The 26,270-nt window shown below is 39.1% G+C and carries 24 protein-coding genes, 3 rRNA genes and 1 other annotated feature; all 27 genes read right to left on the minus strand.

Annotation, left to right across the window (positions count from 1 at the left end):
* Positions 1-227: 227 nt before the first annotated feature.
* Entirely contained in the window at positions 228-836 is a 609-nt protein-coding gene (locus tag MKY81_RS04075; protein ID WP_066226654.1) for a class I SAM-dependent methyltransferase, read from the minus strand.
* Between the two features lie 98 nt (positions 837-934).
* Positions 935-1,300: a 50S ribosomal protein L7/L12 gene (gene rplL / locus MKY81_RS04080; protein ID WP_244913498.1), complete on the minus strand. Its 366-nt coding sequence runs from the start codon at positions 1,298-1,300 to the stop codon at positions 935-937.
* 80 nt (positions 1,301-1,380) lie between these two features.
* The gene (rplJ, locus tag MKY81_RS04085) at positions 1,381-1,881 is read right to left on the minus strand and encodes a 50S ribosomal protein L10 (RefSeq protein WP_066226650.1); all 501 of its coding nucleotides are present in this window, start codon (positions 1,879-1,881) and stop codon (positions 1,381-1,383) included.
* Between the two features lie 62 nt (positions 1,882-1,943).
* Positions 1,944-2,090, minus strand: a sequence feature (ribosomal protein L10 leader region).
* 43 nt (positions 2,091-2,133) lie between these two features.
* On the minus strand, positions 2,134-2,835 hold the full coding sequence (rplA, locus tag MKY81_RS04090) for a 50S ribosomal protein L1 (RefSeq protein ID WP_066226648.1): 702 nt from the start codon (positions 2,833-2,835) through the stop codon (positions 2,134-2,136).
* A 117-nt stretch (positions 2,836-2,952) separates the two neighbouring features.
* The gene (gene rplK / locus MKY81_RS04095) at positions 2,953-3,378 is read right to left on the minus strand and encodes a 50S ribosomal protein L11 (protein ID WP_107919879.1); all 426 of its coding nucleotides are present in this window, start codon (positions 3,376-3,378) and stop codon (positions 2,953-2,955) included.
* Between the two features lie 164 nt (positions 3,379-3,542).
* The gene (gene nusG / locus MKY81_RS04100) at positions 3,543-4,076 is read right to left on the minus strand and encodes a transcription termination/antitermination protein NusG (protein ID WP_066226644.1); all 534 of its coding nucleotides are present in this window, start codon (positions 4,074-4,076) and stop codon (positions 3,543-3,545) included.
* Positions 4,077-4,242: 166 nt separating this feature from the next.
* Entirely contained in the window at positions 4,243-4,422 is a 180-nt protein-coding gene (secE, locus tag MKY81_RS04105; RefSeq protein WP_066226641.1) for a preprotein translocase subunit SecE, read from the minus strand.
* Between the two features lie 56 nt (positions 4,423-4,478).
* A complete protein-coding gene (gene rpmG / locus MKY81_RS04110; RefSeq protein ID WP_084347384.1) occupies positions 4,479-4,628 on the minus strand; it encodes a 50S ribosomal protein L33 in 150 nt (49 codons plus the stop codon).
* 111 nt (positions 4,629-4,739) lie between these two features.
* Positions 4,740-5,459, minus strand: coding sequence for an RNA polymerase sporulation sigma factor SigH (gene sigH / locus MKY81_RS04115; protein WP_213083705.1), 720 nt, complete (start codon positions 5,457-5,459; stop codon positions 4,740-4,742).
* 3 nt (positions 5,460-5,462) lie between these two features.
* Entirely contained in the window at positions 5,463-5,972 is a 510-nt protein-coding gene (locus MKY81_RS04120; RefSeq protein ID WP_066226637.1) for an NYN domain-containing protein, read from the minus strand.
* Positions 5,973-5,974: 2 nt separating this feature from the next.
* Complete coding sequence (rlmB, locus tag MKY81_RS04125) at positions 5,975-6,718, minus strand: 23S rRNA (guanosine(2251)-2'-O)-methyltransferase RlmB (RefSeq protein WP_066226636.1); 744 nt, start codon at positions 6,716-6,718, stop codon at positions 5,975-5,977.
* 39 nt (positions 6,719-6,757) lie between these two features.
* Positions 6,758-7,162 carry a Mini-ribonuclease 3 gene (locus MKY81_RS04130; RefSeq protein ID WP_341116866.1) on the minus strand — a complete coding sequence of 135 codons (405 nt, stop codon included), beginning with the start codon at positions 7,160-7,162 and terminating at the stop codon, positions 6,758-6,760.
* A 3-nt stretch (positions 7,163-7,165) separates the two neighbouring features.
* Entirely contained in the window at positions 7,166-8,563 is a 1,398-nt protein-coding gene (gene cysS / locus MKY81_RS04135) for a cysteine--tRNA ligase (RefSeq protein ID WP_341116867.1), read from the minus strand.
* Positions 8,544-9,215 (minus strand): serine O-acetyltransferase, encoded by a 672-nt coding sequence (cysE, locus tag MKY81_RS04140; protein WP_066226629.1) that lies wholly within the window; start codon positions 9,213-9,215, stop codon positions 8,544-8,546. Before cysE ends, cysS begins: the two co-directional genes overlap by 20 nt.
* 412 nt (positions 9,216-9,627) lie before the next feature.
* Entirely contained in the window at positions 9,628-11,085 is a 1,458-nt protein-coding gene (gltX, locus tag MKY81_RS04145; RefSeq protein WP_341116869.1) for a glutamate--tRNA ligase, read from the minus strand.
* A gap of 123 nt (positions 11,086-11,208) precedes the next feature.
* Positions 11,209-11,685 (minus strand): 2-C-methyl-D-erythritol 2,4-cyclodiphosphate synthase, encoded by a 477-nt coding sequence (ispF, locus tag MKY81_RS04150; RefSeq protein ID WP_341116871.1) that lies wholly within the window; start codon positions 11,683-11,685, stop codon positions 11,209-11,211.
* A gap of 49 nt (positions 11,686-11,734) precedes the next feature.
* The gene (ispD, locus tag MKY81_RS04155) at positions 11,735-12,418 is read right to left on the minus strand and encodes a 2-C-methyl-D-erythritol 4-phosphate cytidylyltransferase (protein ID WP_108072407.1); all 684 of its coding nucleotides are present in this window, start codon (positions 12,416-12,418) and stop codon (positions 11,735-11,737) included.
* A 17-nt stretch (positions 12,419-12,435) separates the two neighbouring features.
* Positions 12,436-13,530, minus strand: coding sequence for a PIN/TRAM domain-containing protein (locus tag MKY81_RS04160; RefSeq protein ID WP_108072405.1), 1,095 nt, complete (start codon positions 13,528-13,530; stop codon positions 12,436-12,438).
* A 145-nt stretch (positions 13,531-13,675) separates the two neighbouring features.
* Positions 13,676-14,749 (minus strand): DNA integrity scanning diadenylate cyclase DisA, encoded by a 1,074-nt coding sequence (gene disA / locus MKY81_RS04165; RefSeq protein WP_108072403.1) that lies wholly within the window; start codon positions 14,747-14,749, stop codon positions 13,676-13,678.
* A 4-nt stretch (positions 14,750-14,753) separates the two neighbouring features.
* Positions 14,754-16,130: a DNA repair protein RadA gene (radA, locus tag MKY81_RS04170; protein ID WP_108072401.1), complete on the minus strand. Its 1,377-nt coding sequence runs from the start codon at positions 16,128-16,130 to the stop codon at positions 14,754-14,756.
* 245 nt (positions 16,131-16,375) lie between these two features.
* Positions 16,376-18,817, minus strand: coding sequence for an ATP-dependent protease ATP-binding subunit ClpC (gene clpC, locus MKY81_RS04175; protein WP_107919886.1), 2,442 nt, complete (start codon positions 18,815-18,817; stop codon positions 16,376-16,378).
* Positions 18,818-18,829: 12 nt separating this feature from the next.
* A complete protein-coding gene (locus tag MKY81_RS04180) occupies positions 18,830-19,903 on the minus strand; it encodes a protein arginine kinase (protein ID WP_107919887.1) in 1,074 nt (357 codons plus the stop codon).
* Entirely contained in the window at positions 19,900-20,328 is a 429-nt protein-coding gene (locus tag MKY81_RS04185) for a UvrB/UvrC motif-containing protein (RefSeq protein WP_328798078.1), read from the minus strand. The genes MKY81_RS04180 and MKY81_RS04185 overlap by 4 nt, the downstream gene beginning before the upstream one ends.
* Before the next feature lie 137 nt (positions 20,329-20,465).
* Entirely contained in the window at positions 20,466-20,927 is a 462-nt protein-coding gene (locus MKY81_RS04190; RefSeq protein ID WP_066226614.1) for a CtsR family transcriptional regulator, read from the minus strand.
* A 400-nt stretch (positions 20,928-21,327) separates the two neighbouring features.
* Positions 21,328-21,444 (minus strand): 5S ribosomal RNA (gene rrf / locus MKY81_RS04195).
* Between the two features lie 73 nt (positions 21,445-21,517).
* Positions 21,518-24,471, minus strand: a 23S ribosomal RNA gene (locus MKY81_RS04200).
* A gap of 188 nt (positions 24,472-24,659) precedes the next feature.
* Positions 24,660-26,213: ribosomal RNA gene (locus MKY81_RS04205) — 16S ribosomal RNA — on the minus strand.
* The 16S, 23S and 5S rRNA genes sit together here, the layout of an rRNA operon.
* Positions 26,214-26,270 lie beyond the last annotated feature (57 nt).

Genomic DNA, 26,270 nt, shown 5'->3' on the forward strand with positions numbered 1-26,270 from the left:
CAAATCAAGCGTTTTGGTTGCATCTATTATGTCTAATGGCAGGACAACCAGACTGACATAAGACAAAAAGAAAAAGGGTTTTCTATAAAAACCACAATTTCCACATGACGAGCTATTATTTTATAAGTATTTTCCATAATAGCCAAAAAATATTCTTAACATATTGAATTTGGATATAATTATAGAAAATATCATATTGGCATTTTTTAATGCTAACACATACAAAACTACTCGTCAAGCCTTTTCGCTTTTAATATATAATATCCTTTATTTTTACCTACAACTTCAACTTCTTCAAAAATTTCTTCTAATTTAGCCTTGGCTGACGGAGCACCTTGTTTTTTTTGGATGACGACCCAAAGCTCACCACCTGCTTTTAGATGCTTGTAGCTGTTTGTTAAAATATCATGTACAACATTTTTCCCGGCTCGTATAGGCGGGTTTGTTACAATCGCAGCAAATTCTGTTTCCTTTACATTTTCAAATCTATCACTTTCGTATATTTCAACATTTGTAATGGAATTAGACTTCGCATTTTCCGTTGCCAAGTTTAGTGCACGTTGATTTACATCGATCATATGAACAGTACGATTCACTGACATTTTTGCAATCGCTAAACCAATTGGACCGTATCCACAACCTACATCAAGGATTGGACCAGTAATATCAGGCATGTCGAACACATCAATTAAAAACCTCGAACCAAAATCTACTTCTTTTTTTGAAAAAACACCTTGGTCTGTTTTAAATCCAAATGTTTGTCCACGAAGACGAAACTCCCAATATACCGGATTACTTTCTGTTTCTGGATTACGGGAATAATAATGATTCATCATCACATCACATCCCTATAGTAGTTTTGTAACTATGGTGTATTACAAAAATAGACAAAAAAAGCCCGCTTTATACAGCGAGCTTTTTTTCATCACAATGATTACTTAACTTCAACGCTAGCTCCAACTTCTTCAAGTTTAGCTTTGATTTCTTCAGCTTCTTCTTTAGCAACGCCTTCTTTAAGTGGTTTTGGAGCGTTGTCAACAACTTCTTTCGCTTCTTTAAGTCCAAGACCTGTGATTTCGCGAACAACTTTAATAACTTTGATTTTTTGTGCACCCGCACTAGTTAGAACTATATCAAATTCAGTTTTTTCTGCAGCAGCTTCGCCACCAGCAGCACCTACAACTGCAACTGGAGCAGCAGCAGTTACACCAAATTCTTCTTCGATAGCTTTAACAAGGTCATTTAGTTCAAGAACTGTCATTTCTTTGACAGCTTCAATGATTTGTTCTTTAGTCATTATTATATCCTCCTAGTTTTTCACAAATTATTTATTTTTACTTTTTTGAGTTCAAAAGACATTACGCAAAAATATTAATATATTTATGCGCCTTGTTCTTCTTTTTGATCTGCAACAGCTTTTGTAGCAAGAGCCAAATTGCGGATTGGCGCTTGAAGAACGCTAAGCAACATAGAAAGTAAACCTTCGCGAGATGGTAGGTCTGCAAGAGCTTTAATTTCTTCAACTGATGCAGTATTTCCTTCAATCACACCTGCTTTAATTTCTAGAGCTTCATTATTTTTTGCAAATTCATTTAAGATCTTTGCTGGCGCAACTACATCTTCATTACTGAACGCAATTGCGTTAGGACCTGTTAGAGAATCTTCCAAACCAGTTAATCCAGCCGCTTCGACAGCACGGCGAGTTAAAGTATTTTTATAAACTTTAAACTCAATACCCGCATCACGAAGTTGTTTACGTAATTCAGTTACTTGGGCAACATTTAACCCACGATAGTCTACAATTACTGTAGAGACGCTTGATTTTAATTTACCAGCAATCTCGTCTACAATTAGTTTCTTTTGATCAACTGCACTGCTCATCTTTACACCTCCTGAAAATTACTAGATGATTTAAAAGCAAGTTTTAAATCACGACCACTTATACCGAAATATGAAAACCTCCATATCTCTAAGTAGACATGGAGGTTTAATGCATATAGCTTTTAAACTATAATATATATCGCATTACCTCGGTAGGAAATTAAGCTATTAATAGCACCTACTGTCTACGGTACAAATGTATTTATTTTTAACACAGCGTTGATTATAGCAAAAGTTTTTTGTGATGTCAACTTAGTTTTTTACAGTGAAAGATGAAGCATCAACTTTTACACCAGGTCCCATTGTTGAAGTAACAGAAATGTTCTTCATGTAAGTACCTTTTGCAGCTGCTGGTTTTGCTTTTAATAATGTATCAAAAATTGTTGTAAAGTTTTCAACTAGTTTGTCGTTATCAAACGATACTTTACCAATTGGAACATGAACGTTACCAGCTTTGTCAACACGGTATTCAACTTTACCAGCTTTGATTTCATTAATAGCTTTAGTCACATCAAATGTAACTGTGCCAGTTTTAGGGTTTGGCATTAAACCTTTAGGTCCAAGAACACGACCAAGTTTACCAACTTCACCCATCATATCAGGTGTTGCAACAATAACATCAAATTCGAACCAACCTTGGTTGATTTTATTGATATAATCGCTATCGCCTACATAGTCTGCTCCAGCAGCTTCAGCTTCTTTCGCTTTTTCACCTTTAGCAAATACTAATACGCGTTGTGTTTTACCAGTTCCGTTAGGAAGTACAACTGCACCACGAATTTGTTGATCTGCTTTCTTAGGATCTACTCCAAGACGAAATGCAACTTCAACTGTTGCGTCAAACTTTGCAAAGTTTGTTTTCTTTACTAATTCAATTGCTTCGTTCACAGAATAAGCATTTGTACGATCTACTAATTTTAAAGCTTCAACGTACTTTTTACCTTTTTTAGCCATTCTAATTTTCCTCCTCGAATGTGGTTTTAGCGGATTTACCTCCCACGAATAAAGGTTGCGAGCAAATATTTTTTAGCCTCGCAACCCCGTCGGACGAAAAACCATTTTTTACATGGATTAATCTTCGATAGTGATACCCATGCTACGTGCAGTACCTTCAACCATACGCATTGCTGATTCAACGCTAGCTGCGTTTAAGTCAGGCATTTTAGTTTCAGCGATTTCACGTACTTTGTCACGCTTCACAGTTGCTACCTTTTTACGGTTAGGCTCACCAGAACCTGTTTCGATTCCGGCTGCTTTTTTAAGTAAAACTGCAGCAGGTGGGGTTTTTGTGATAAATGTAAATGAACGGTCTTCAAACACCGTAATTTCAACAGGGATAATTAATCCAGCTTGATCAGCTGTACGAGCATTAAACTCCTTACAGAATCCCATGATATTCACACCAGCTTGACCAAGTGCAGGACCAACCGGTGGAGCTGGGTTTGCTTTACCAGCAGGAATTTGTAATTTTACAATTTTAACTACTTTTTTAGCCACGAGACACACCTCCTTAAAGTCCGTGATGTGGTAATAGGGAAATTTCCCTCCCACTCATTTAGAAAAATCTTTATTTTAATAAAGAATATATATTTTTGTTCAGTAGAACATACTGACCTAAAGAATGTTACCATTTTTAATGATAAATATCAAGTTGTTTCAAATTATATTTTATCAATTTGCGCAAAGACAAGATCAACAGGCGTTTCTCTACCGAACATACTAACCATAACTTTAGCTCTGCCTTTATCATGATCAATTTCTTCGATTTTCCCTGTAAAGTTAGCAAATGGGCCCTCTTTTACTGTTACCGTTTCACCAACTTCAAAGTCCACATCTACTCGTTTTTCTTCCATACCCATATGTTTTAAAATGACCTTCACTTCGTCAGGAAGAAGTGGTGTAGGTTTTGAACCTGATCCAGCAGATCCGACGAAACCTGTTACCCCAGGCGTATTACGAACAACATACCAGGAATCGTCCGTCATAATAATTTCCACTAACACATAACCTGGAAACACTTTCCGCTTAGTAACTTTTTTCTTACCATTTTTAATTTCCGTTTCTTCTTCTTCCGGAACAACTACCCGAAATATTTTATCTTGCATCGCCATTGATTCCACTCGCTTTTCAAGGTTTGCTTTTACTTTGTTTTCATAACCAGAATACGTATGAACAACATACCAATTCTTTTCCATTCATAAGGACTTAAACGTCCGTCCCTCCCCGGCTTATTAATAATTAGATATCTTTTTAAAAATTGAAAAAACCCGTTAACCGGGCTAAAAATTGCACTTATTTATTTCCATTATACCATGTAGAGATAGATGTTATTCAATACAAAGATTTAAAAATCTATTTATATTATTTTAAAATCCATTTAATTAATGATGAAATGCCTAAATCAACGACCATGAAGAATACCGCAAGTATAACAACTGTAGATATTACTGTAATTGTATAACTAGTAAGCTCTTTCTTTTTTGGCCAACTAACTTTTCTCATTTCTGATGCTATATTTCGAAAGAATTTCGCAATAGACATGTTTGTAACCTCCGGTATATAAGTTCAATCTTCAATAATTCTAGTAAATAACGATATTACTTCGTTTCACGATGAATATGATGGGCATTGCAATGTTTACAAAACTTTTTCACTTCTAATCGCTCAGCATCTGATTGTTTATTATGAAATGTCGAGTAATTTCTCGAACCACATTGTGCGCATGCTAGTACTATTTTTCTCTGCATAAAAAACACCTACTACTTACGTTAACATAATTTATTATAAAATAATCTACTAATTCTTATTTCTGTTTAAAAAGTAACATGCAAAATCTAAATTTGTCAATAATAGGCTTATTATGAACTAAACTCTCTGACTTCCAAATAACGTTCGAGCTTTCTCTTTACTCGTTGTAGTGCATTATCAATCGATTTAACATGACGATTTAATTCTTCGGAAATTTCCTGATACGATTGGCCATCTAAATATAATGCCAATACTTTTCTTTCCAAGTCACTTAATAATTCGGAAATTTTCTCTTCTATATTTCCATATTTTTCGCGATTAATAATTAGTTCCTCTGGGTTCATTATTTTTGCACCTGATATTACATCCATTAAGGTCCGATCAGATTCCTCATCATATATAGGTTTATCAAGAGAAACATACGAGTTCAGTGGAATATGCTTCTGACGGGTGGCAGTTTTTATTGCAGTTATTATTTGGCGGGTTATACATAACTCTGCAAACGCTTTAAACGAGGTAAGCTTGTCCTCTTTATAATCACGAATGGCCTTGTACAAACCAATCATCCCCTCTTGGACAATATCCTCTTTATCTGCACCAATTAAAAAATACGAACGTGCCTTAGCTCTGACGAAATTACGATACTTTTGAATTAGATAATCTAAAGCATCACTATCACCTTTGTGCACCAACTCTATCAATTGCTCATCTTCCATCATCACATAATTTTCATTATGCATTACCTTCATGTTTAGGTTCACACAAATCCCCCTGACCGCTCGGAAGCAATAGATAGAAATATTATACATTACAGAATTTTCAAGCGTCAATACTCATTGTTTTCCTCTACGGAGTTTTTCGAACATTTCCGCAACATCTTTACTCAACTCAATTCTAGAAAAAGGCTTATCCTGATGTGTATTCCGTACGTTCCTTTCTATTTGTTGATTAATTAAATTTACTTCGTTAAGTAACTCTCGGGCTGATATTCTTAGCGCCCCTTGTCCGAAAATAGCCCATTGCTCCGTGAAATCGGAAGTAGCTACATGAATTTGTGTTTTTCTATTGCTCAATTGAATGGCCATTTTTTCAATGCGTTCATCAGCGGATTCATTTTCTTTTGTAAAAATAACTTCCACTTTATGTTGTCGATATTGTTTTTCCAGCCCTTTTACATAAAGCGCATCAAAAACAATAATGACCCTATATCCTGTGAATCCTTGGTATTCAGCCATTCTTTCAATTAATCGGTCTCTTGCATGACTTAAATTCACATTCTTTAACTGTCTAAGTTCTGGCCAAGCACCTATAATGTTGTAGCCATCCACTAGCAAAATGTCCATTTTTATTCACCTTGAGGATGACGTTTTCGATAAACCTCATATATTAATAAGCTTGCCGCTACCGAGGCATTAAGAGAAGTAACATGACCAACCATTGGTAAATGAACGAGAAAATCACAATTTTCTTTAATCAATCGACTAATTCCTTTACCTTCACTCCCAATAACAATTGCCAAAGGCATCGACCCATCCATAGAACGGTAGTCCTGACTGCCTTTTGCATCCGTACCAAAAATCCATACTCCCCGTTCCTTTAGTTCCGAAATTGTTCTTGCTATATTAGTAACTCTTACAACAGGGACATATTCAATTGCTCCTGTTGACGCTTTTGCTACTGTAGCCGTAAGTCCCACCGCTCTGCGCTTTGGAATAATCACACCATGTACTCCGGCCGCATCAGCAGTTCTCAATATTGATCCTAAGTTATGCGGATCTTCTAATTCATCCAAAATTAAGAAGAAAGGATCTTCATTTTTTTGTTCCGCTCGTTTAAATAAGTCGTCTAATTCCGCATATTGATAAGCGGCTACAAGGGCCACTACCCCTTGATGATTTTCTTTTACCATTTGATCAATTTTCTGTTTAGGGACATATTGAACCAATACTCTTGACTGCTTGGCCAACTGTATTATTTGCTGCATCTGTCCTTTAGCTGAGCCTTCCGCAATCCAGATTTTGTTAATATCACGACTGGACTTTAGCGCTTCAATAACGGGATTCTTTCCGGCAATATAATCTTGTTCCATCTCTTGAAACCTCCTGACTTCTTTTTATAGTCCGTTTTATCATTTCTCTACGGTTTGAATAGCCATTGCAATAATTTTTTCTAAACGCACAAAATCCTTTTTTAAATATAAATGTCCAATTAAAGCTTCGAATCCAGTACTTTGGTTATATGTTTGGACATCCGTATTCTTCGGAATTGATCCGGATTTCGCATTTCTTCCACGTTTTACTATGACTTGTTCTTCTTCAGTTAAAACATTTTGTTCGTGAAACGTTTTTAATATACTCGCTTGTGCTTTAGCTGAAACATATTTCGTAGCTTCCTTGTGAAGATGATGCGGCTTCGTCTTTCCCAAATGGAGGAGGTGATGCCGTATATAAACTTCGTATACCGCATCACCCATATAAGCAAGAGCAAGACTATTTAGCTGCATTACATCAACATTTTTCTCTATTTCTATCATTGCTTATCCTCTTCTCCAACGAATTCCTTGTGGGGTATCCTCTAGGATAATATTCATTTCCTTTAATTGATCACGGATTGCATCCGCTAAGGCAAAATCTCTATCTTTTCTTGCTTGATTTCGTTTCTGAATTAATTCTTCAATATCTTCATCCAGCAGCTCATCCGATTCAAGTTTTAAACCTAATACTTCAAATAAGCTTTTGAATTCATCCATAAATGCATGTAGCACTTTTTCTGATGTGTTTTTTTCTCTTAAATAGTAGTTCGCCTGTTTAGAAAGCTCAAATAAAACGGAAATTCCGTTTGCTGTATTAAAATCATCGTCCATCTCATTTATAAATTCATTATGATAATGATTGATTTTTTCAAGCCATTGTTGGTCATTTTCCGTCAGATTGTTGCTGCTTTGTAAACGATGTTTAATATTTTGATATGAGGTTTTTAACCGTTCTAATCCGCTCCCGGCATTCTCCAGTAGTTCTTCGCTATAATTAATCGGATTGCGATAATGTACGGCTAGCATAAAGAAACGAAGTACTTGCGGGTCATAATGTTTAATAATATCATGCACTAACACAAAGTTTCCTAGAGATTTAGACATTTTCTCATTATCAATATTAATATAACCATTATGCATCCAATAGCGAGAGAATAATTTTCCTGTTAAAGCTTCCGATTGAGCAATTTCATTTTCATGGTGAGGGAAAGTCAAATCTTGCCCACCTGCGTGAATATCAATTGTATCACCTAAATATTTCCGTGCCATCGCCGAGCATTCAATATGCCAGCCTGGTCGCCCTTTTCCCCAAGGACTCTCCCAATAGATTTCTCCTTCTTTCGCGGCTTTCCAAAGTGCAAAATCTAAGGCGTCTTCCTTCTTTTCTCCTACCTCAATACGAGCACCAGATTTGAGATCATCAATGGATTGATGAGATAGCTTTCCGTATTCATTGAAACTTCTTGTTCGATAATAAACATCACCATGGGATTCATATGCGTGACCTTTACTAATTAGAGTCTCAATAAATTCAATGATAATATCCATATTCTCCGTTACTCGCGGGTGAACGTCAGCTGTATGGCACCCTAGAGCTGAAACATCTTCAAAATACGCATCGATAAAACGGTCAGCTATCGTCGGCACATCTTCACCTAGCTCTTTAGCTGCTTTAATGAGCTTATCATCAACATCTGTAAAATTTGATACAAAATTCACATCAAATCCGCGATACTCTAAATATCTTCTTACCGTATCAAAAACAATGGCAGGTCTGGCATTTCCGATATGAATGTAATTATAAACAGTAGGACCACAAACATACATTTTTACTTTTCCTTCTTCAAGCGGGATAAACGGTTCCTTTTTTCGAGTTAATGTATTATAAAGTTGAATTGACATTTTCTTTTTCGACTCCTTCCGTTTTTAACCGAACGATCTCTGCTTCTAATAAGTGAATTTTTTCTTCAATAGCGGAACATCGATCCGCTACTGGATCCGGTAAATCACTGTGATTCAAATCCTTTTTGATTTTTACCCCATCTTGAATAACGACACGTCCAGGAATTCCAACAACTGTTGAGTTTGATGGTACATCTCTTAAAACGACTGATCCTGCACCTATTTTAGAATTTTCCCCAACTGTTATCGATCCTAAAACTTTAGCCCCGGTAGCAATTAATGCATTATCCTTAATTGTCGGATGACGTTTGCCTTTTTCTTTGCCTGTTCCCCCTAATGTCACCCCTTGGTAGACAGTTACATTATCTCCAATTTCACATGTTTCACCAATAACGACGCCCATTCCATGGTCGATAAAAAAGCGGCGACCGATTGTAGCACCTGGATGTATCTCAATACCCGTAAAAAAGCGGCTTACTTGTGAAATAACTCTAGCGATAAAAAATAATTTCTTTTTATAAAAACTGTGGGCCACTCGATGTGCCCATATTGCATGAAGCCCGGAGTAAGTAAGAATAACTTCTACATAGCTTCGAGCCGCCGGATCCTGTTCGAATACTACTTCAATATCTTCCTTCATTCGTTTAAACATACTAACTCCCCCCTTTTCGGTGTAACGATTGGAACACAATATTTTTGGAAATAGAAAAAACGCCTCTGAAAAGACAGAGACGTGTTCTACGCGGTTCCACTCTGTTTGAATATAATAAGTCAAACGAACTTATTACATCCCAACTTAAGCCCCTTTAACGGTAGGTAACCGCCTTATCCTACTAAACCTTGTCTTTCGGAAAAAGATTCAGAGGTGCATTTCAAAAAAACGAGGGGCTTAAACCACTTTCAGCCGGTGATGGTTCTCTCTTTCCATGAAGTTCACAAAAAGGAACTTCATTTTGAAGCAATCGTTTTTTTACTTCTCCTCTTCCACACTTTAATTTATATAATTTTCATTATCATTAGGTACCCATTTATTAATCTTACTATATTACATTTTTTAAAAAATGTTAACCAATAACAGCTTCAAGTCGTTTAATAATTTTTTCCTTGCCTAAAAGTTCTATCGCCTTCGGCAAATCCGGACCATGAGCTTGCCCAGTTACAGCTACTCTAATTGGCATAAATAGTTTTTTCCCTTTATGTCCAGTCGATTTTTGAACACTTTTAATGGACTTTTGGATTTCTTCAGCTTTAAATTCTTCTAAACCATTAACCTCATTTAAAAAGGCTTGGAGTACTTCGGGAACTTGTTCTTCACCGAGAATTTCCTTCGCTTCCTCATCATACTCAATTGAATCAGTAAAAAACAGCTTCGATAATTCGACTATTTCAGCCCCATAACTCATTTGATCTTGGTATAGAGCAATTAAATGCCGGACCCAATTATATTCTTGTTCTGATAAGTCCTCACTTACTAGTTTAGCTTTAATAAGATGTGGAAGTGAAATTTCTACAGCACGATCTAAATCAAGTTTTTTCACATATTGGTTATTCATCCATGTGAGCTTTTGCTTGTCAAACAAAGCAGGAGATTTAGATAGCCGTTCAGCATCAAAAATCTTGATAAACTCTTCTTTTGTAAATAATTCTTCTTCTCCTTGTGGAGACCAGCCCAACAAAGCAATAAAATTGAATAAAGCTTCCGGCAAATAACCAAGTTCTTCATATTGTTCAATAAATTGAATAATACTCTCATCACGTTTACTTAATTTTTTACGACTTTCGTTAACAATTAATGTCATATGGCCAAACACTGGTGGTTCCCATCCAAATGCTTCATAGATCATTAATTGTTTCGGAGTATTAGAAATATGATCATCTCCACGAAGCACATGGGATATTTTCATTAAATGATCATCCACAGCTACTGCAAAGTTATATGTTGGAATTCCGTCTTTTTTAATAATAACGAAATCACCAATACCTTCTGCCTCAAATGATACTTCGTCTTTTACCATATCCTTAAATGAATATACATGTCCTTCTGGAACGGCAAAGCGAATGCTTGGCTTTCTGCCTTCATTTTCAAGCCGCTCTTGTTCTTCTTTAGAGAGATGACGACATTTTCGTGAGTATTTTGGCGTTTCCCCACGAGCAAGTTGTTCTTCACGTTCAGCTTCTAATTCTTCTTCTGTACAGTAACATTTATAAGCTAAATCTCTTTTTAGTAAATCATTGTAATACTTTTGATAAATCTCCCCACGTTCAGATTGACGATATGGAGCATATTCTCCTTCTTTATCGATGCTCTCATCCCAATCAATCCCTAACCATTTTAAATATTTTAGTTGGCTTTCCTCCCCGCCTGCAATATTTCGCTTTTGGTCGGTATCCTCAATTCGGATAATAAACTTCCCACCTTGACTGCGAGCAAATAAATAATTAAAAAGAGCAGTTCGGGCATTTCCTATATGTAAATGGCCAGTTGGACTTGGTGCATATCGAACACGTATATCGGCTGACATGAATTTTTCCTCCTAAACAAGACTTCTATATTTTTATATACTGGTTTATTTTATCACCAGCACGTATAAGTTAAAAGGAGCCTCTATAAACTTTATTTAAAATCATCACGAAATATTTCCCGTTTACTTTCGTTCCAAAAGAATGACTGCCATTGCGGCAATCCCTTCCCCTCTGCCGGTAAACCCTAATTTTTCAGTTGTTGTAGCTTTTACATTGACCTGCTCAATTTCCCCTTCTAAAAGTTCAGCTATTTTTTGGCGAATTTCTTCTATATGAGGGGCCATTTTAGGTTGCTGAGCAATAATCGTACAATCAATATTTCCCAAACAATAACCCTTTTGTTTCACTAACTTCCATACATGCTTTAAAAGAGCGGCTGAATCAGCGTCCTTGAAGCGGGGGTCTGTATCCGGAAAATGCTTTCCAATATCGCCTTCACCAATTGCACCTAGGCTCGCATCAGCGACCGTGTGTAACAATACATCCGCGTCAGAATGGCCTAATAACCCCTTTTCATAAGGTATCCGTACTCCTCCAATAATGAGTGGCCTACCTTCTACTAATTGATGGACATCATATCCTTGACCTATTCGAAACATCTTCAAGTATTCTCCTTTTTATTCTGTTTTTTTCTTTAAATTATAGTTGTTATTTCATAACAGACCTTTTCTTTAGTATTGCTTCAGCAAAATAAAGATCCTCTGGAGTTGTTAACTTAATATTATCATAATCTCCAGTAACAATATTGACAGGATAACCGAGTCGTTCCACGAGGGAAGATTCGTCCGTTCCTAGAAATTTTTCTAGATGAGCCTGTTGATGAGCGTGAAAAAGAATCGAAAAGCGAAAAGCTTGTGGAGTTTGAACCTGCCACAAGCTTGAACGCTCTACTGTCTCCATTACTTGATTTTGCGTGACCTTCTTAATCGTGTCTTTTACAGGCACAGCAGCAATCGCAGCACCATGCATATGCGCATCATTCACTAATTGATGAATGATACTTAATTTAATAAAAGGTCTGGCACCATCATGGACAAGTACAATTTCTGTATCTTTGACTGCCTGCAGTCCATTGTAAACACTAAACTGCCTCTCTGTACCGCCATAAACGGTTTTTATTTTCTCTTCCATAGGATTTAATAATTCTTTAAACATCAGCTCATCATCAGGTTGAATCACTAAAATAATTCCTTTGCAGTTTTGGTCATGAAGAAAAACATTTAGTGTGTGAAGAATTACCGGCTGTTCTTGTAACTCTAACAATAATTTATTCTTCCCAGCACCCATTCTTTTTCCTTGCCCTGCCGCAGGAATAATCACCTGATAATCCATATAGTATACTCCTAATATTATAATGCTTTCTCTAATAACTTCGGCTTAGCGAATATCATTCTACCCGCTGATGTTTGCAATACACTAGTAACTAAAACATCAATTCGTTTACCAATATAGTTTCTTCCTTCTTCAACTACAATCATCGTACCATCATCCAAATAAGCGATTCCTTGATGATATTCTTTCCCGTCTTTAATTAGTTGAACGTTTAACTCTTCACCCGGAAGAACAACCGGCTTCACTGCATTCGCTAAATCGTTAATATTTAAAACTTGTACACCTTGAAGATCGCAAACTTTGTTAAGATTAAAATCATTCGTAACAACGATTCCGTTTGTTAACTTTGCAAGTTTGATTAACTTACTATCCACTTCTTGAATATCTTCAAAATCGCCCTCATAAATCTGAACCTCGATTGGGAGCTCCTTTTGAATACGTTTTAAAATATCTAGGCCACGGCGCCCTCTGTTGCGTTTAAGCGCATCGGATGAATCCGCGATATGCTGCAGCTCTTCTAATACAAACTGAGGAATAACAATAATGCCATCTAAAAACCCCGTTTGACAAATATCTGCAATTCTCCCATCTATAATGACACTTGTATCTAAAAGTTTCAATGATTTTGATTCCTTAATTTCCTCTTCTGTTTCTATTGCATTTTTCTTTTTTTGACGGGTAGTAATAGTAAATATGCTCATAAGTTCTTCCCGCTTTTTAAAACCTACCTGAAAACCAACATAACCAAAAATTAATGTTAATAGAATCGGTATTACTGTATTTAAAATAGGAATTTCCATATGATTAAAAGGAATTCCGATTAAATACGCGACAAAAAGACCGAAAATTAAACCGAGACTCCCAGATATTATTTCCGAAATCGGAGCATTAACAATTGAATCCTCAAACCATTTTACAAAACCAACAACATAATCTACAGCCCAAAAAGAAATAAAATAAAAGATAATAGCGCCCAAAATAGCTGTAACATATGGATTATTAATAGCAACTTGATGAGATAAATTCAATAGTTTCAGAAGCTCGGGTAACAGAAATATCCCAAGTGTCCCACCAATTATAATAAAGCAAGCTTGAACAATACGTTTTAACATTTCTTCACCTCCTTTATTCATTATAAACAATTTCTAAAGTTTAAAACGTTAGATTCAGCATTATTTTTTGAATGTAATCTTTTAGACATGTTTTCGTTATATTGATAAAATTTTATACACATTTATTTTTAACTCCTCATAGTTTTTACAATTGACGATCTGCAAATGTTTGTTCTCTAAATAGTTTTAAACCTTCTTTAATTTTCCTAGCCCTTACTTCGCCAATTCCCTCTACCTCATCAAGATCATCAACAGATGCCTTTAATACATTGGGCAAAGTTTTAAACTGGTTTATGAGATTTTCTAAAATGGAAATAGGGAGTCTTGGTATTTTATTCAACACTCGATATCCTCTAGGACATACATGATCATCTGGATGAATATAGTTGTTAAAACCAAGTAACTTCATGATGACGTTATCATCTAACACCTCTGAACTAACTAAATCCTGAAAACGCAGCAGCATTTCAACAGGTTTTTGTTGATTTACATATGCGTAATCGCGAATAATGAGCATCGCCTCTTCTTCAATATCAGTTACCAATTCTTTCATCTGTAAACGAACAAGTCTACCTTCTGTTCCTAATTCATTTAAATAGGTTATTAACTCCTTTTTTATTCTAAAAACCATCTCTACCCTGTGCAGTACTTGTAATAAATCACCGTACGTGACTAATTCTTCAAATTCCAGCACCGACAGATTCGCGATGCTTTGGTTGAAAACTAGCTTATACTTTTCTAGCGTTTGGATTGCTTGATTAGCTTTCGTTAATATTACGCTAATATCCTTTAAGGCGTATCGGAAATTACCTTGATATAAGGTAATGACATTACGTCTTTGTGAAATAGCGATAACTAGAGACTTTGTTTGCTTCGCTACCCTTTCAGCGGTTCTATGCCGCATACCCGTTTCAGAGGAAGAGATAGACGGATCAGGTGCAAGCTGAGCATTTGCAATTAATATTTTATTTCCTGATTCGTTCAGTATGATCGCACCATCCATTTTAGCTAGTTCATACAAATAACTAGGACTGAACATACAATTAATTGTAAACCCACCATCAACAATCGCTTTTATTCGATCATTATATCCAAGAACGATCAATCCACCTGTGTTTGCACGTAAAACATTATCGATTCCTTCACGTATTGGTGTGCCAGGGGCAATTAACTGTAAGATTTCAGACATGGACTTTTGTTGTAGCTTTTTATCATCCATTCAGTCATCCTCCTAGTGCATGTTGTAACGCTTCCTGGACAGTTGAAACTCCTATCACTTTAATTCCTTGAGGAACTTTCCATCCGCCAAGATTATTTTTTGGCAAAATAATTCTACTAAATCCTAATTTTGCTGCCTCCTGGACACGTTGTTCAATCCGAGAAACTCTTCTTACTTCTCCTGTAAGACCAACTTCTCCAACGATACAATCATCCGCATTAGTTGGCTGATCACGGAAACTCGATGCAATACTAATAATAATTCCCAGATCAATCGCTGGTTCATCCAACTTTATTCCCCCGGCAACTTTTAAGTAAGCGTCATGGTTTTGCAATAATAGTCCAACCCTTTTTTCTAATACAGCCATTAATAATGTCACACGATTATGGTCCACGCCTGTTCCCATTCTTCTTGGCATCCCATATATAGAAGGAGATATGAGTGCTTGAATTTCTACGAGCACGGGCCTCGTTCCTTCCATTGAGGCAACTACAGTTGACCCCGATGCTCCTTTTGATCGTTCCTCCAAAAAGATTTCGGAAGGATTATTAACTTCCGTAAGCCCGAATTCCTTCATTTCGAAAATCGCCATTTCATTCGTGGAACCGAAACGGTTTTTAACCGCCCGTAATATTCTGTAAGAATGATGCCGCTCACCTTCAAAGTAAAGTACTGAATCTACCATATGCTCTAAAAGTCTTGGACCGGCAATTGATCCCTCTTTTGTAACATGCCCAACAATAAAAATCGCGATACCTTTTGTTTTTGCAATTCTCATTAATTCAGCTGTACACTCTCTAACCTGTGAGACACTTCCAGGTGCAGAAGTTACCTCTGGATGGTAAACTGTTTGGATGGAATCAATTACAACAAATTGCGGAGTAATTTCTTGAATGGTTTGATGAATCGCTTCAAGATTGGTTTCGGAAAATACATAAAGAGTTTCTGATGAAATATTAAGACGATCCGCTCGGAGTTTTGTTTGTTTGACGGATTCCTCGCCTGAAATATATAAAACTTTATGATTATACTTAGATAGTTGAGATGATACTTGTAGAAGGAGTGTAGACTTTCCAATTCCGGGGTCTCCGCCAATTAATACAAGTGATCCGGGAACTACTCCTCCTCCCAATACTCTATTAAGCTCTTTTAATTCAGTAAGAACTCTTTCTTCTTGTTCAGAGACAATTGTAGTTATAGGAGTTGCTTTTGATAAACCTCCACCAGGAGAATGCAAAAATGCCCCTTTGCGAGGTTTCCCGGTGATTTCAACTTCTTCAACCATCTTGTTCCATTCATTACATCCCGGACATCTTCCCATCCATTTTGCAGATTCATATCCGCATGACTGGCAAATAAATTTTGTTGTCTTTTTTGCCATATTTTACTTCCTCTCTATATATCTATGCTTTTCTGACATAGTAATTACCTTCACTAGTAAAAAAGCACATGCGAAACGTTTTTATTGAAACTTAATATTCAAGCATACTTGTCTAATTTCTCTTACAAAAAAAGTTATTATACTTATAGACGAATTAATCATGCATATAGTTTCATTTATTAGCGAGTTCCATTACAAAAAATGGAACTCGCTTAATATCAACGTTCTTCATGTACTTATCATTATTATATAATTGTTTCGGTTACTTCAGATGGTTTAACTATGAATTCCCCATCGTGTATGTCAATCATTACCTTTTGGCCTTCTAATATAACTCCTTTTAATAGCTCTTCTGACAAACGATCCTCAACATGCTTCTGTATAGCCCGTTTCAATGGGCGAGCGCCATATTCCGGATCGTACCCTTCCTCCGCTATTTTTTCTTTTGCTGCTTCGGTTAGTTCCAATTCTATATCTTTTTCCTTTAATCGTTTAACTAATTGATCTGATAATAATGAAACAATATTTCTTAAATGCTCTTTTTCAAGTGCATGGAAAACAATAATTTCATCAATACGGTTTAAAAATTCAGGACGAAAGGCTCTTTTAAGTTCGTCCATTACTTTACTTTTCATATCTTTATAATCTTGGTTTCCATCTTGAATGTTGAAACCAACATATTTGTTCCGTTTTAACGATTCAGCACCAACATTTGAAGTCATAATAAGCACTGTATTTCTAAAGTCAACCGTACGTCCTTTAGAGTCTGTTAGACGACCATCTTCTAACACTTGCAAAAGAATGTTAAATACATCTGGATGCGCCTTCTCAATTTCATCAAGTAAGATGACTGAATATGGTTTTCTGCGGACTTTTTCTGTTAATTGTCCACCTTCTTCATATCCAACATATCCGGGAGGGGAACCGACAAGTCTTGATGTAGAATGTTTCTCCATATATTCTGACATGTCGATACGAATCATTGAATCTTCATCACCAAACATAGCCTCTGCCAATGCTCTAGCTAATTCAGTTTTACCAACCCCCGTTGGACCTAGGAATATAAAAGATCCTATTGGTCGTTTCGGATCTTTCAACCCTGCCCTCGCACGGCGAACAGCTTTAGAAACAGCCTTCACTGCTTCTTCCTGACCAATTACTCGTGAGTGTAAAATTTCTTCAAGCTTTAATAATTTATCGGTTTCGGTTTGTGCTAATCTAGATACAGGGACACCAGTCCAATTAGATACAACTGTTGCAATATCTTCGACCGTTACCTCGCTATTTTCTTGACCTTGTTTTTCTTTCCATGATTTCTTAGTTTCTTCTAATTTTTCTCGAAGTCGTTGTTCAGAGTCCCTTAACGAAGCTGCTTTTTCAAATTCCTGACTTTGTACTGCAGCATCCTTTTCTTTCCTAATTTCCTCTAATTTAATTTCTAATTCCTTTAAGTTAGGTGGAGTTGTATAGGAGCGTAATCTCACCTTTGATCCTGCTTCATCAATTAAATCGATAGCTTTGTCTGGTAAAAATCGGTCGGAAATATAACGATCTGATAACTTCACCGCAGCTTCTATTGCTTCGTCTGTAATCGATACACGATGATGAGCTTCATATCGATCCCTTAAACCTTTTAAAATTTGAATAGACTCTTCAGCAGAAGGTTCGTCTACTTGAATTGGCTGGAATCTCCGTTCTAAAGCAGCATCTTTCTCAATGTATTTTCGGTACTCATCTAAAGTTGTAGCACCAATACATTGCAATTCTCCTCTTGCTAATGATGGTTTCAAAATATTTGAAGCATCAATCGCACCTTCTGCACCACCAGCTCCAATTAAAGTATGGAGTTCATCGATAAACAGAATGATATTTCCCGCTTGGCGGATCTCATCCATTACCTTTTTTAAACGGTCTTCGAATTCACCACGATATTTCGTCCCAGCAACCACAGTACCCATATCCAATGTCATGACTCTTTTATCACGAAGTGTTTCGGGTACTTCGTTATTAACGATTTGTTGAGCGAGTCCTTCTGCAATAGCCGTTTTACCAACTCCAGGCTCACCAATTAAAACAGGATTGTTTTTTGTACGTCTGCTAAGAACTTCAATAACACGTTGAATTTCTTTGCTTCGGCCAATCACAGGATCTAACGTCTCTTCTCTTGCAATAGCTGTCAAATCACGTGCGAGGCTATCCAAGGTAGGTGTATTTGCATTTGCTGTACTTCCACCTTGATGATTTCCCGCTTCATTACTACCCAATAATTGAAGAACTTGTTGTCTTGCCTTATTTAGACTAACACCTAAATTGTTCAAAACCCGTGCGGCAACGCCTTCCCCTTCACGTATAAGACCAAGCAATATATGCTCTGTGCCAACATATGAATGGCCTAATTTTCTTGCCTCATCCATTGATAGTTCGATTACCTTTTTGGCGCGAGGTGTATAATGAACGGTTTGTCCGGAATCCTTTCCTTTGCCAATTAAATTTTCAACCTCAATTTGAATTTTTTCCGGGCTTAATCCAAGTCCATATAATGCTTTTGCTGCAATTCCTTCTCCTTCTTGAACTAAACCAAGAAGAATATGTTCTGTACCGATATTATTATGTTTTAATCGTATTGCTTCTTCCTGTGACAGGGCCAATACCTTTTGAGCCCTTTCAGTAAATCGTCCAAACATCATTACGATCTCCTCCTAGCCATTATTTACTTCTTCAAGTTTTAATCGCTCACGAATTAGCGTTGCACGACGTATATCTCTTTCATGGGGACGAAGAGGTCCACCTGCATATTGTTGTAAAAAACCAGGTTGAGTTAATATCATTAATTCATTAAGTATATTTTTAGATACATTTTTGATATATCCCATATCTATTCCTAATCGTAGATCAGATAAGCACTGTGCTGCCTCTTTTGACTCAATAATTCGGCTATTTGCTAATACACCAAAGGAACGAAATACTTTATCTTCTAATTGTATGTTTGAGGTTTTAATCAATGCTTCTCTGGCTGACCTTTCTTGTGCAATTATTTGTTGCACCACACTCATCAAATCTTCGACAATATCGATTTCAGTTTTACCGAGAGTAATCTGATTTGATATTTGGAATATGTTTCCTAACGCTTCGCTTCCTTCCCCGTAGATTCCTCTGACAACTAATCCTAATTGGCTAATTGCAGGAATGACCCGGTTCATTTGTTGTGTTAAAACTAAACCAGGCAAATGAACCATAACCGATGCTCTCAGACCTGTACCAACATTTGTTGGGCAACTTGTGAGATATCCCAATTTTTCACTAAAAGCATAATCGATATGTTCTTCCATTAAATCATCGATTTTACTTGCTTTTTCTAACGCTTCCTTCAATTGTAGGCCAGGAAACAAGCATTGAATTCGAATATGATCCTCTTCATTAATCATAATGCTTACATCCTCTTCACTAGTTAAAATAACGGCACCATGTGAAGATTCATCTGCCAAATTTGGACTGATAAGATGTTTTTCAACTAAAACCTTTTTTTGTAAAGTTTGTAAGTCTTCCATTCTCAATAATTCCATATTATTCTCGGGGAACGATTTAGATTGTAAAGCAGCCTCTACTTTAGAGATTATTTCCCTTGCTTCCTCATTACTAAACAAGGTTGGAAAATTAAATTGTTTAAAATTCCTCGCTAAGCGTACTCTAGAACTTAAAACAATATCAGAATTTGGTCCTTCTTGATTCATCCACGAACTTACAGCTTGATTAACGAACTTTTCCAAGCTCATGAAGTTTCTCTCCCTTCATTAAGAAGTGAGCTCTCCAAAGAACGAACTCGATCCCGAATTTCAGCAGCTTTTTCAAATTCCTCACTTTTTATTGCTTGTTGTAAATCAAGTTTCAATTGTTGAATCTGTCTTTTAATATGAACGGTTCCTCCTATTCTTTTAGGAAGCTTTCCGTGATGTTCTAGATTTCCCGCATGAAGCCGTTTGATGATTGGCTCTAAACGATTGCTAAAAGCATCATAACAATGCGCACATCCGAATCTTCCTATATTCACAAATTGTTTAAATGTCATTTTACAATTCGGACATTGCAGTATTTCATTTTTTTGAATTGTTTCATGTTTTGCTTGTTGGAACACTGGGTCAAAATTCAATAGACCTGCTAATATATTATTAATTGAAAATCCTGGTTCCCCTTCAAACATAAACATCTCACCTTTTTCTTGAGCACATTTTTCACAATAATGGATTTCAGTCTTTTCTCCATTAATGATTTTGGTGAAGTGTAGGGTTGCCGGTCTTTCATTACATTCCTGACAGATCATTACATTCACCTCGGTAATTATTTATATTTCAATGACATCAGCATTGCACTCAGCATTCGTGATCTAAGTTGATCTCTTTCTGGAAGTTCTATATAGAGGACTGATCGGTCCATCACACTCAACATAATTTTAGCTTCCCTCTCAGTTATAACCTCTTCTTCCACTAAACGCATAATGACATCTTCTGCATTTGCTTGAGATATTCTTGTTTTTACTAATCGTAATAAATGGTCAATTAAATGTGCCTGGTCATGGGGTCTCACTTTTATAATTCGTATATACCCGCCACCGCCCCTTTTACTCTCAACTAAATAACCTCTTTCTATAGTAAATCTTGTATTGATTACATAATTAATTTGGGAGGGAACACATTGGAATTTATCAGCTACTTCACTTCTTTTAATTTCAACAATTTCACTACCATTCATTTCCAATACTTGTTTCAAATAACCTTCAATTATATCTGAAATGTTCTTCATCAAGCCCACCTCCTTCTCCGAGTTGACTTTGACTATATTTGACTTTAATTATACATGAATTATTAAAAAAAATGCAATTAGAATGTTTATAAAAATTAGTTTTGCCAAGAAGATGAGTATTAAAACTGAAATTTTAAATAATAATGGAAGGGCCCTTTTACTAAGGTGCGATAAATCGTAGGTAGGAGTAGTTTTAAATGGTTTGTTCATTTTTTTGATCGGTTACTCTGTATTTGATTAGTTGCCGAATTTTTTTGAGTGGTTATTTCATTTTTTGGATTGATCTTTTTGCTTTTTTAATTAGTCTTTTGCTTTTTTTAATGGCTTGATCTTTGTTTGAATGATCTCTTTTTAATTCTAAAGAAAAAAACACAGAGCATACACTCTGTGTTTATCATTTGCCTGGCAACGTCCTACTCTTGCAGGGGGAGAGCCCCCAACTACCATCGGCGCTGAGAAGCTTAACTTCCGTGTTCGGGATGGGAACGGGTGTGACCTTCTCGCCATAGTTACCAGACTATTTATTTAAGGGTTTGTTCCCTCAAAACTAGATAGATGAGAAACACTTCATAATAACCTTGAATCTATTGTTGGTTAAGTCTTCGACCGATTAGTATTCGTCAGCTCCATGTGTCGCCACACTTCCACCTCGAACCTATCAACCTGATCATCTTTCAGGGGTCTTATTTAGATAAACTAAGGGAAATCTCATCTTGAGGGGGGCTTCATGCTTAGATGCTTTCAGCACTTATCCCTTCCGCACATAGCTACCCAGCGATGCCTTTGGCAAGACAACTGGTACACCAGCGGTGCGTCCATCCCGGTCCTCTCGTACTAAGGACAGCTCCTCTCAAATTTCCTACGCCCACGACGGATAGGGACCGAACTGTCTCACGACGTTCTGAACCCAGCTCGCGTACCGCTTTAATGGGCGAACAGCCCAACCCTTGGGACCGACTACAGCCCCAGGATGCGATGAGCCGACATCGAGGTGCCAAACCTCCCCGTCGATGTGGACTCTTGGGGGAGATAAGCCTGTTATCCCCGGGGTAGCTTTTATCCGTTGAGCGATGGCCCTTCCATGCGGAACCACCGGATCACTAAGCCCGACTTTCGTCCCTGCTCGACTTGTAGGTCTCGCAGTCAAGCTCCCTTGTGCCTTTACACTCTGCGAATGATTTCCAACCATTCTGAGGGAACCTTTGGGCGCCTCCGTTACCTTTTAGGAGGCGACCGCCCCAGTCAAACTGCCTGCCTGACACTGTCTCCCACCCCGATTCAGGGGTGCGGGTTAGAATTTCAATACAGCCAGGGTAGTATCCCACCGACGCCTCCACCGAAGCTGGCGCTCCGGCTTCAAAGGCTCCTACCTATCCTGTACAAGCTGTACCAAAATTCAATATCAGGCTGCAGTAAAGCTCCACGGGGTCTTTCCGTCCTGTCGCGGGTAACCTGCATCTTCACAGGTACTATAATTTCACCGAGTCTCTCGTTGAGACAGTGCCCAGATCGTTGCGCCTTTCGTGCGGGTCAGAACTTACCTGACAAGGAATTTCGCTACCTTAGGACCGTTATAGTTACGGCCGCCGTTTACTGGGGCTTCAATTCAAAGCTTCGCTTACGCTAACCTCTCCTCTTAACCTTCCAGCACCGGGCAGGCGTCAGCCCCTATACTTCGCCTTACGGCTTCGCAGAGACCTGTGTTTTTGCTAAACAGTCGCCTGGGCCTATTCACTGCGGCTCTCTCGGGCTTGCACCCTAACAGAGCACCCCTTCTCCCGAAGTTACGGGGTCATTTTGCCGAGTTCCTTAACGAGAGTTCTCTCGCTCACCTTAGGATTCTCTCCTCGCCTACCTGTGTCGGTTTGCGGTACGGGCACCTTTCACCTCACTAGAGGATTTTCTAGGCAGTGTGGAATCAGGAACTTCGGTACTATATTTCCCTCGCCATCACAGCTCAAGGTACATGGTGACGGGATTTGCCTCGTCACCCCTCTAACTGCTTGGACGCGCTATTCCAGCAGCGCGCTTACCCTATCCTCCTGCGTCCCCCCATCGTTCAAACGGTGAAGAGGTGGTACAGGAATATCAACCTGTTGTCCATCGCCTACGCCTTTCGGCCTCGGCTTAGGTCCCGACTAACCCTGAGCGGACGAGCCTTCCTCAGGAAACCTTAGGCATTCGGTGGAAGGGATTCTCACCCTTCTTTCGCTACTCATACCGGCATTCTCACTTCTAAGCGCTCCACCAGTCCTTACGGTCTAGCTTCTCAGCCCTTAGAACGCTCTCCTACCACGGACACCAACGGTGTCCATCCACAGCTTCGGTGATACGTTTAGCCCCGGTACATTTTCGGCGCAGAGTCACTCGACCAGTGAGCTATTACGCACTCTTTAAATGGTGGCTGCTTCTAAGCCAACATCCTGGTTGTCTAAGCAACTCCACATCCTTTTCCACTTAACGTATACTTTGGGACCTTAGCTGGTGGTCTGGGCTGTTTCCCTTTTGACTACGGATCTTATCACTCGCAGTCTGACTCCTAAGGATAAGTCATTGGCATTCGGAGTTTGTCTGAATTCGGTAACCCGATGAGGGCCCCTAGTCCAAACAGTGCTCTACCTCCAAGACTCTTACCTTAAGGCTAGCCCTAAAGCTATTTCGGAGAGAACCAGCTATCTCCAAGTTCGATTGGAATTTCTCCGCTACCCACACCTCATCCCCGCACTTTTCAACGTGCGTGGGTTCGGGCCTCCAGTAAGTGTTACCTTACCTTCACCCTGGACATGGGTAGATCACCTGGTTTCGGGTCTACGACCTCAAACTCATTCGCCCTATTAAGACTCGCTTTCGCTGCGGCTCCGCCTCTTCAGCTTAACCTTGCTTGAAATCGTAACTCGCCGGTTCATTCTACAAAAGGCACGCTATCACTCGGCGTCTTTCCGAAGGAAATACGCACAGAGCTCTAACTACTTGTAGGCACACGGTTTCAGGTTCTCTTTCACTCCCCTCCCGGGGTGCTTTTCACCTTTCCCTCACGGTACTGGTTCACTATCGGTCACTAGGGAGTATTTAGCCTTGGGAGATGGTCCTCCCTGCTTCCGACGGGATTTCACGTGTCCCGCCGTACTCAGGATCCACTCTGGAGGGAACGAAGTTTCAACTACAGGGTTGTTACCTTCTTTGACGGGCCTTTCCAGACCTCTTCATTTACTTCGTTCCTTTGTAACTCCGTGTAGAGTGTCCTACAACCCCAAGAGGCAAGCCTCTTGGTTTGGGCTTCTTCCGTTTCGCTCGCCGCTACTCAGGAAATCGCGTTTGCTTTCTCTTCCTCCGGGTACTTAGATGTTTCAGTTCCCCGGGTCTGCCTTCCTTACTCTATGTATTCAAGTAAGGATACTACTCCATTACGAGCAGTGGGTTCCCCCATTCGGAAATCTCCGGATCAAAGCTTGCTTACAGCTCCCCGAAGCATATCGGTGTTAGTCCCGTCCTTCATCGGCTCCTAGTGCCAAGGCATTCACCGTGCGCCCTTACTAACTTAACCTAAAAAGGTTGTTTATTACTTACTTAATGGATTCATCCATAAAGTGGCGATTCTCGGTTATTACTTGGTTATTTCTCATATTATCTAGTTTTCAAAGAACAAGTTTGAAAGGAATTAACCTCTCAAAACTGAACAAAACGAGAACGTCTTCGTTGTAACCACGATAGTGGTTTTCCTTATATCCTTAGAAAGGAGGTGATCCAGCCGCACCTTCCGATACGGCTACCTTGTTACGACTTCACCCCAATCATCTGTCCCACCTTCGGCGGCTGGCTCCAAAAGGTTACCTCACCGACTTCGGGTGTTACAAACTCTCGTGGTGTGACGGGCGGTGTGTACAAGGCCCGGGAACGTATTCACCGCGGCATGCTGATCCGCGATTACTAGCGATTCCGGCTTCATGTAGGCGAGTTGCAGCCTACAATCCGAACTGAGAATGGTTTTATGGGATTGGCGTAACCTCGCGGTCTAGCAACCCTTTGTACCATCCATTGTAGCACGTGTGTAGCCCAGGTCATAAGGGGCATGATGATTTGACGTCATCCCCACCTTCCTCCGGTTTGTCACCGGCAGTCACCTTAGAGTGCCCAACTGAATGCTGGCAACTAAGGTCAAGGGTTGCGCTCGTTGCGGGACTTAACCCAACATCTCACGACACGAGCTGACGACAACCATGCACCACCTGTCACTCTTGTCCCCGAAGGGAAATCCCTATCTCTAGGGAGGGCAAGAGGATGTCAAGACCTGGTAAGGTTCTTCGCGTTGCTTCGAATTAAACCACATGCTCCACCGCTTGTGCGGGCCCCCGTCAATTCCTTTGAGTTTCAGCCTTGCGGCCGTACTCCCCAGGCGGAGTGCTTAATGCGTTAGCTGCAGCACTAAAGGGCGGAAACCCTCTAACACTTAGCACTCATCGTTTACGGCGTGGACTACCAGGGTATCTAATCCTGTTCGCTCCCCACGCTTTCGCGCCTCAGCGTCAGTTACAGACCAAAGAGCCGCCTTCGCCACTGGTGTTCCTCCACATCTCTACGCATTTCACCGCTACACGTGGAATTCCGCTCTTCTCTTCTGCACTCAAGTCTCCCAGTTTCCAATGACCCTCCACGGTTGAGCCGTGGGCTTTCACATCAGACTTAAGAAACCGCCTGCGCGCGCTTTACGCCCAATAATTCCGGACAACGCTTGCCACCTACGTATTACCGCGGCTGCTGGCACGTAGTTAGCCGTGGCTTTCTGGTTAGGTACCGTCAAGGTACCGCCCTATTCGAACGATACTTGTTCTTCCCTAACAACAGAGTTTTACGATCCGAAAACCTTCATCACTCACGCGGCGTTGCTCCGTCAGACTTTCGTCCATTGCGGAAGATTCCCTACTGCTGCCTCCCGTAGGAGTCTGGGCCGTGTCTCAGTCCCAGTGTGGCCGATCACCCTCTCAAGTCGGCTACGCATCGTCGCCTTGGTGAGCCGTTACCTCACCAACTAGCTAATGCGCCGCGGGTCCATCTGTAAGTGGTAGCTAGTGCCACCTTTCAATTCTCCTTCATGCGAAGAAAAAAGTTATCCGGTATTAGCCCCGGTTTCCCGGAGTTATCCCAGTCTTACAGGCAGGTTACCCACGTGTTACTCACCCGTCCGCCGCTAATCTGAGAAGGAGCAAGCTCCTATCAGATTCGCTCGACTTGCATGTATTAGGCACGCCGCCAGCGTTCGTCCTGAGCCAGGATCAAACTCTCCAAAAAGATGTTTGAAATAGCTCTAGTTAAAAAATAAATTAATTGACGTTTCGTTTTGTTCAG

Origin of the sequence: Heyndrickxia sp. FSL W8-0423 (genome assembly GCF_038009395.1) — a bacterium.
Taxonomy (GTDB): domain Bacteria; phylum Bacillota; class Bacilli; order Bacillales; family Bacillaceae_C; genus Heyndrickxia; species Heyndrickxia sporothermodurans.

Coding starts and splice junctions, on each gene's coding strand:
- nusG (WP_066226644.1), bottom strand. CDS start 4,076: ATGGAAAAGAATTGGTATGTTGTTCATACGTATTCTGGTTATGAAAAC.
- rplJ (WP_066226650.1), bottom strand. CDS start 1,881: ATGAGCAGTGCAGTTGATCAAAAGAAACTAATTGTAGACGAGATTGCT.
- ispD (WP_108072407.1), bottom strand. CDS start 12,418: ATGGATTATCAGGTGATTATTCCTGCGGCAGGGCAAGGAAAAAGAATG.
- rlmB (WP_066226636.1), bottom strand. CDS start 6,718: ATGGAACAAGATTATATTGCCGGAAAGAATCCCGTTATTGAAGCGCTA.
- gltX (WP_341116869.1), bottom strand. CDS start 11,085: ATGTCAGCCGATATACGTGTTCGATATGCACCAAGTCCAACTGGCCAT.
- radA (WP_108072401.1), bottom strand. CDS start 16,130: ATGGCAAAAAAGACAACAAAATTTATTTGCCAGTCATGCGGATATGAA.
- secE (WP_066226641.1), bottom strand. CDS start 4,422: ATGTCTATTGCGAAATTCTTTCGAAATATAGCATCAGAAATGAGAAAA.
- MKY81_RS04130 (WP_341116866.1), bottom strand. CDS start 7,162: ATGATAGAAATAGAGAAAAATGTTGATGTAATGCAGCTAAATAGTCTT.
- cysS (WP_341116867.1), bottom strand. CDS start 8,563: ATGTCAATTCAACTTTATAATACATTAACTCGAAAAAAGGAACCGTTT.
- MKY81_RS04190 (WP_066226614.1), bottom strand. CDS start 20,927: ATGAAGAACATTTCAGATATAATTGAAGGTTATTTGAAACAAGTATTG.
- clpC (WP_107919886.1), bottom strand. CDS start 18,817: ATGATGTTTGGACGATTTACTGAAAGGGCTCAAAAGGTATTGGCCCTG.
- MKY81_RS04160 (WP_108072405.1), bottom strand. CDS start 13,530: ATGTTAAAACGTATTGTTCAAGCTTGCTTTATTATAATTGGTGGGACA.
- ispF (WP_341116871.1), bottom strand. CDS start 11,685: ATGTTTCGAATAGGTCAAGGATATGATGTCCATCAATTAGTAGAAGGT.
- cysE (WP_066226629.1), bottom strand. CDS start 9,215: ATGTTTAAACGAATGAAGGAAGATATTGAAGTAGTATTCGAACAGGAT.
- MKY81_RS04075 (WP_066226654.1), bottom strand. CDS start 836: ATGATGAATCATTATTATTCCCGTAATCCAGAAACAGAAAGTAATCCG.
- rpmG (WP_084347384.1), bottom strand. CDS start 4,628: ATGCAGAGAAAAATAGTACTAGCATGCGCACAATGTGGTTCGAGAAAT.
- rplA (WP_066226648.1), bottom strand. CDS start 2,835: ATGGCTAAAAAAGGTAAAAAGTACGTTGAAGCTTTAAAATTAGTAGAT.
- disA (WP_108072403.1), bottom strand. CDS start 14,749: ATGGATGATAAAAAGCTACAACAAAAGTCCATGTCTGAAATCTTACAG.
- MKY81_RS04120 (WP_066226637.1), bottom strand. CDS start 5,972: ATGGACATTTTGCTAGTGGATGGCTACAACATTATAGGTGCTTGGCCA.
- MKY81_RS04185 (WP_328798078.1), bottom strand. CDS start 20,328: ATGTTTGAAGGGGAACCAGGATTTTCAATTAATAATATATTAGCAGGT.
- MKY81_RS04180 (WP_107919887.1), bottom strand. CDS start 19,903: ATGAGCTTGGAAAAGTTCGTTAATCAAGCTGTAAGTTCGTGGATGAAT.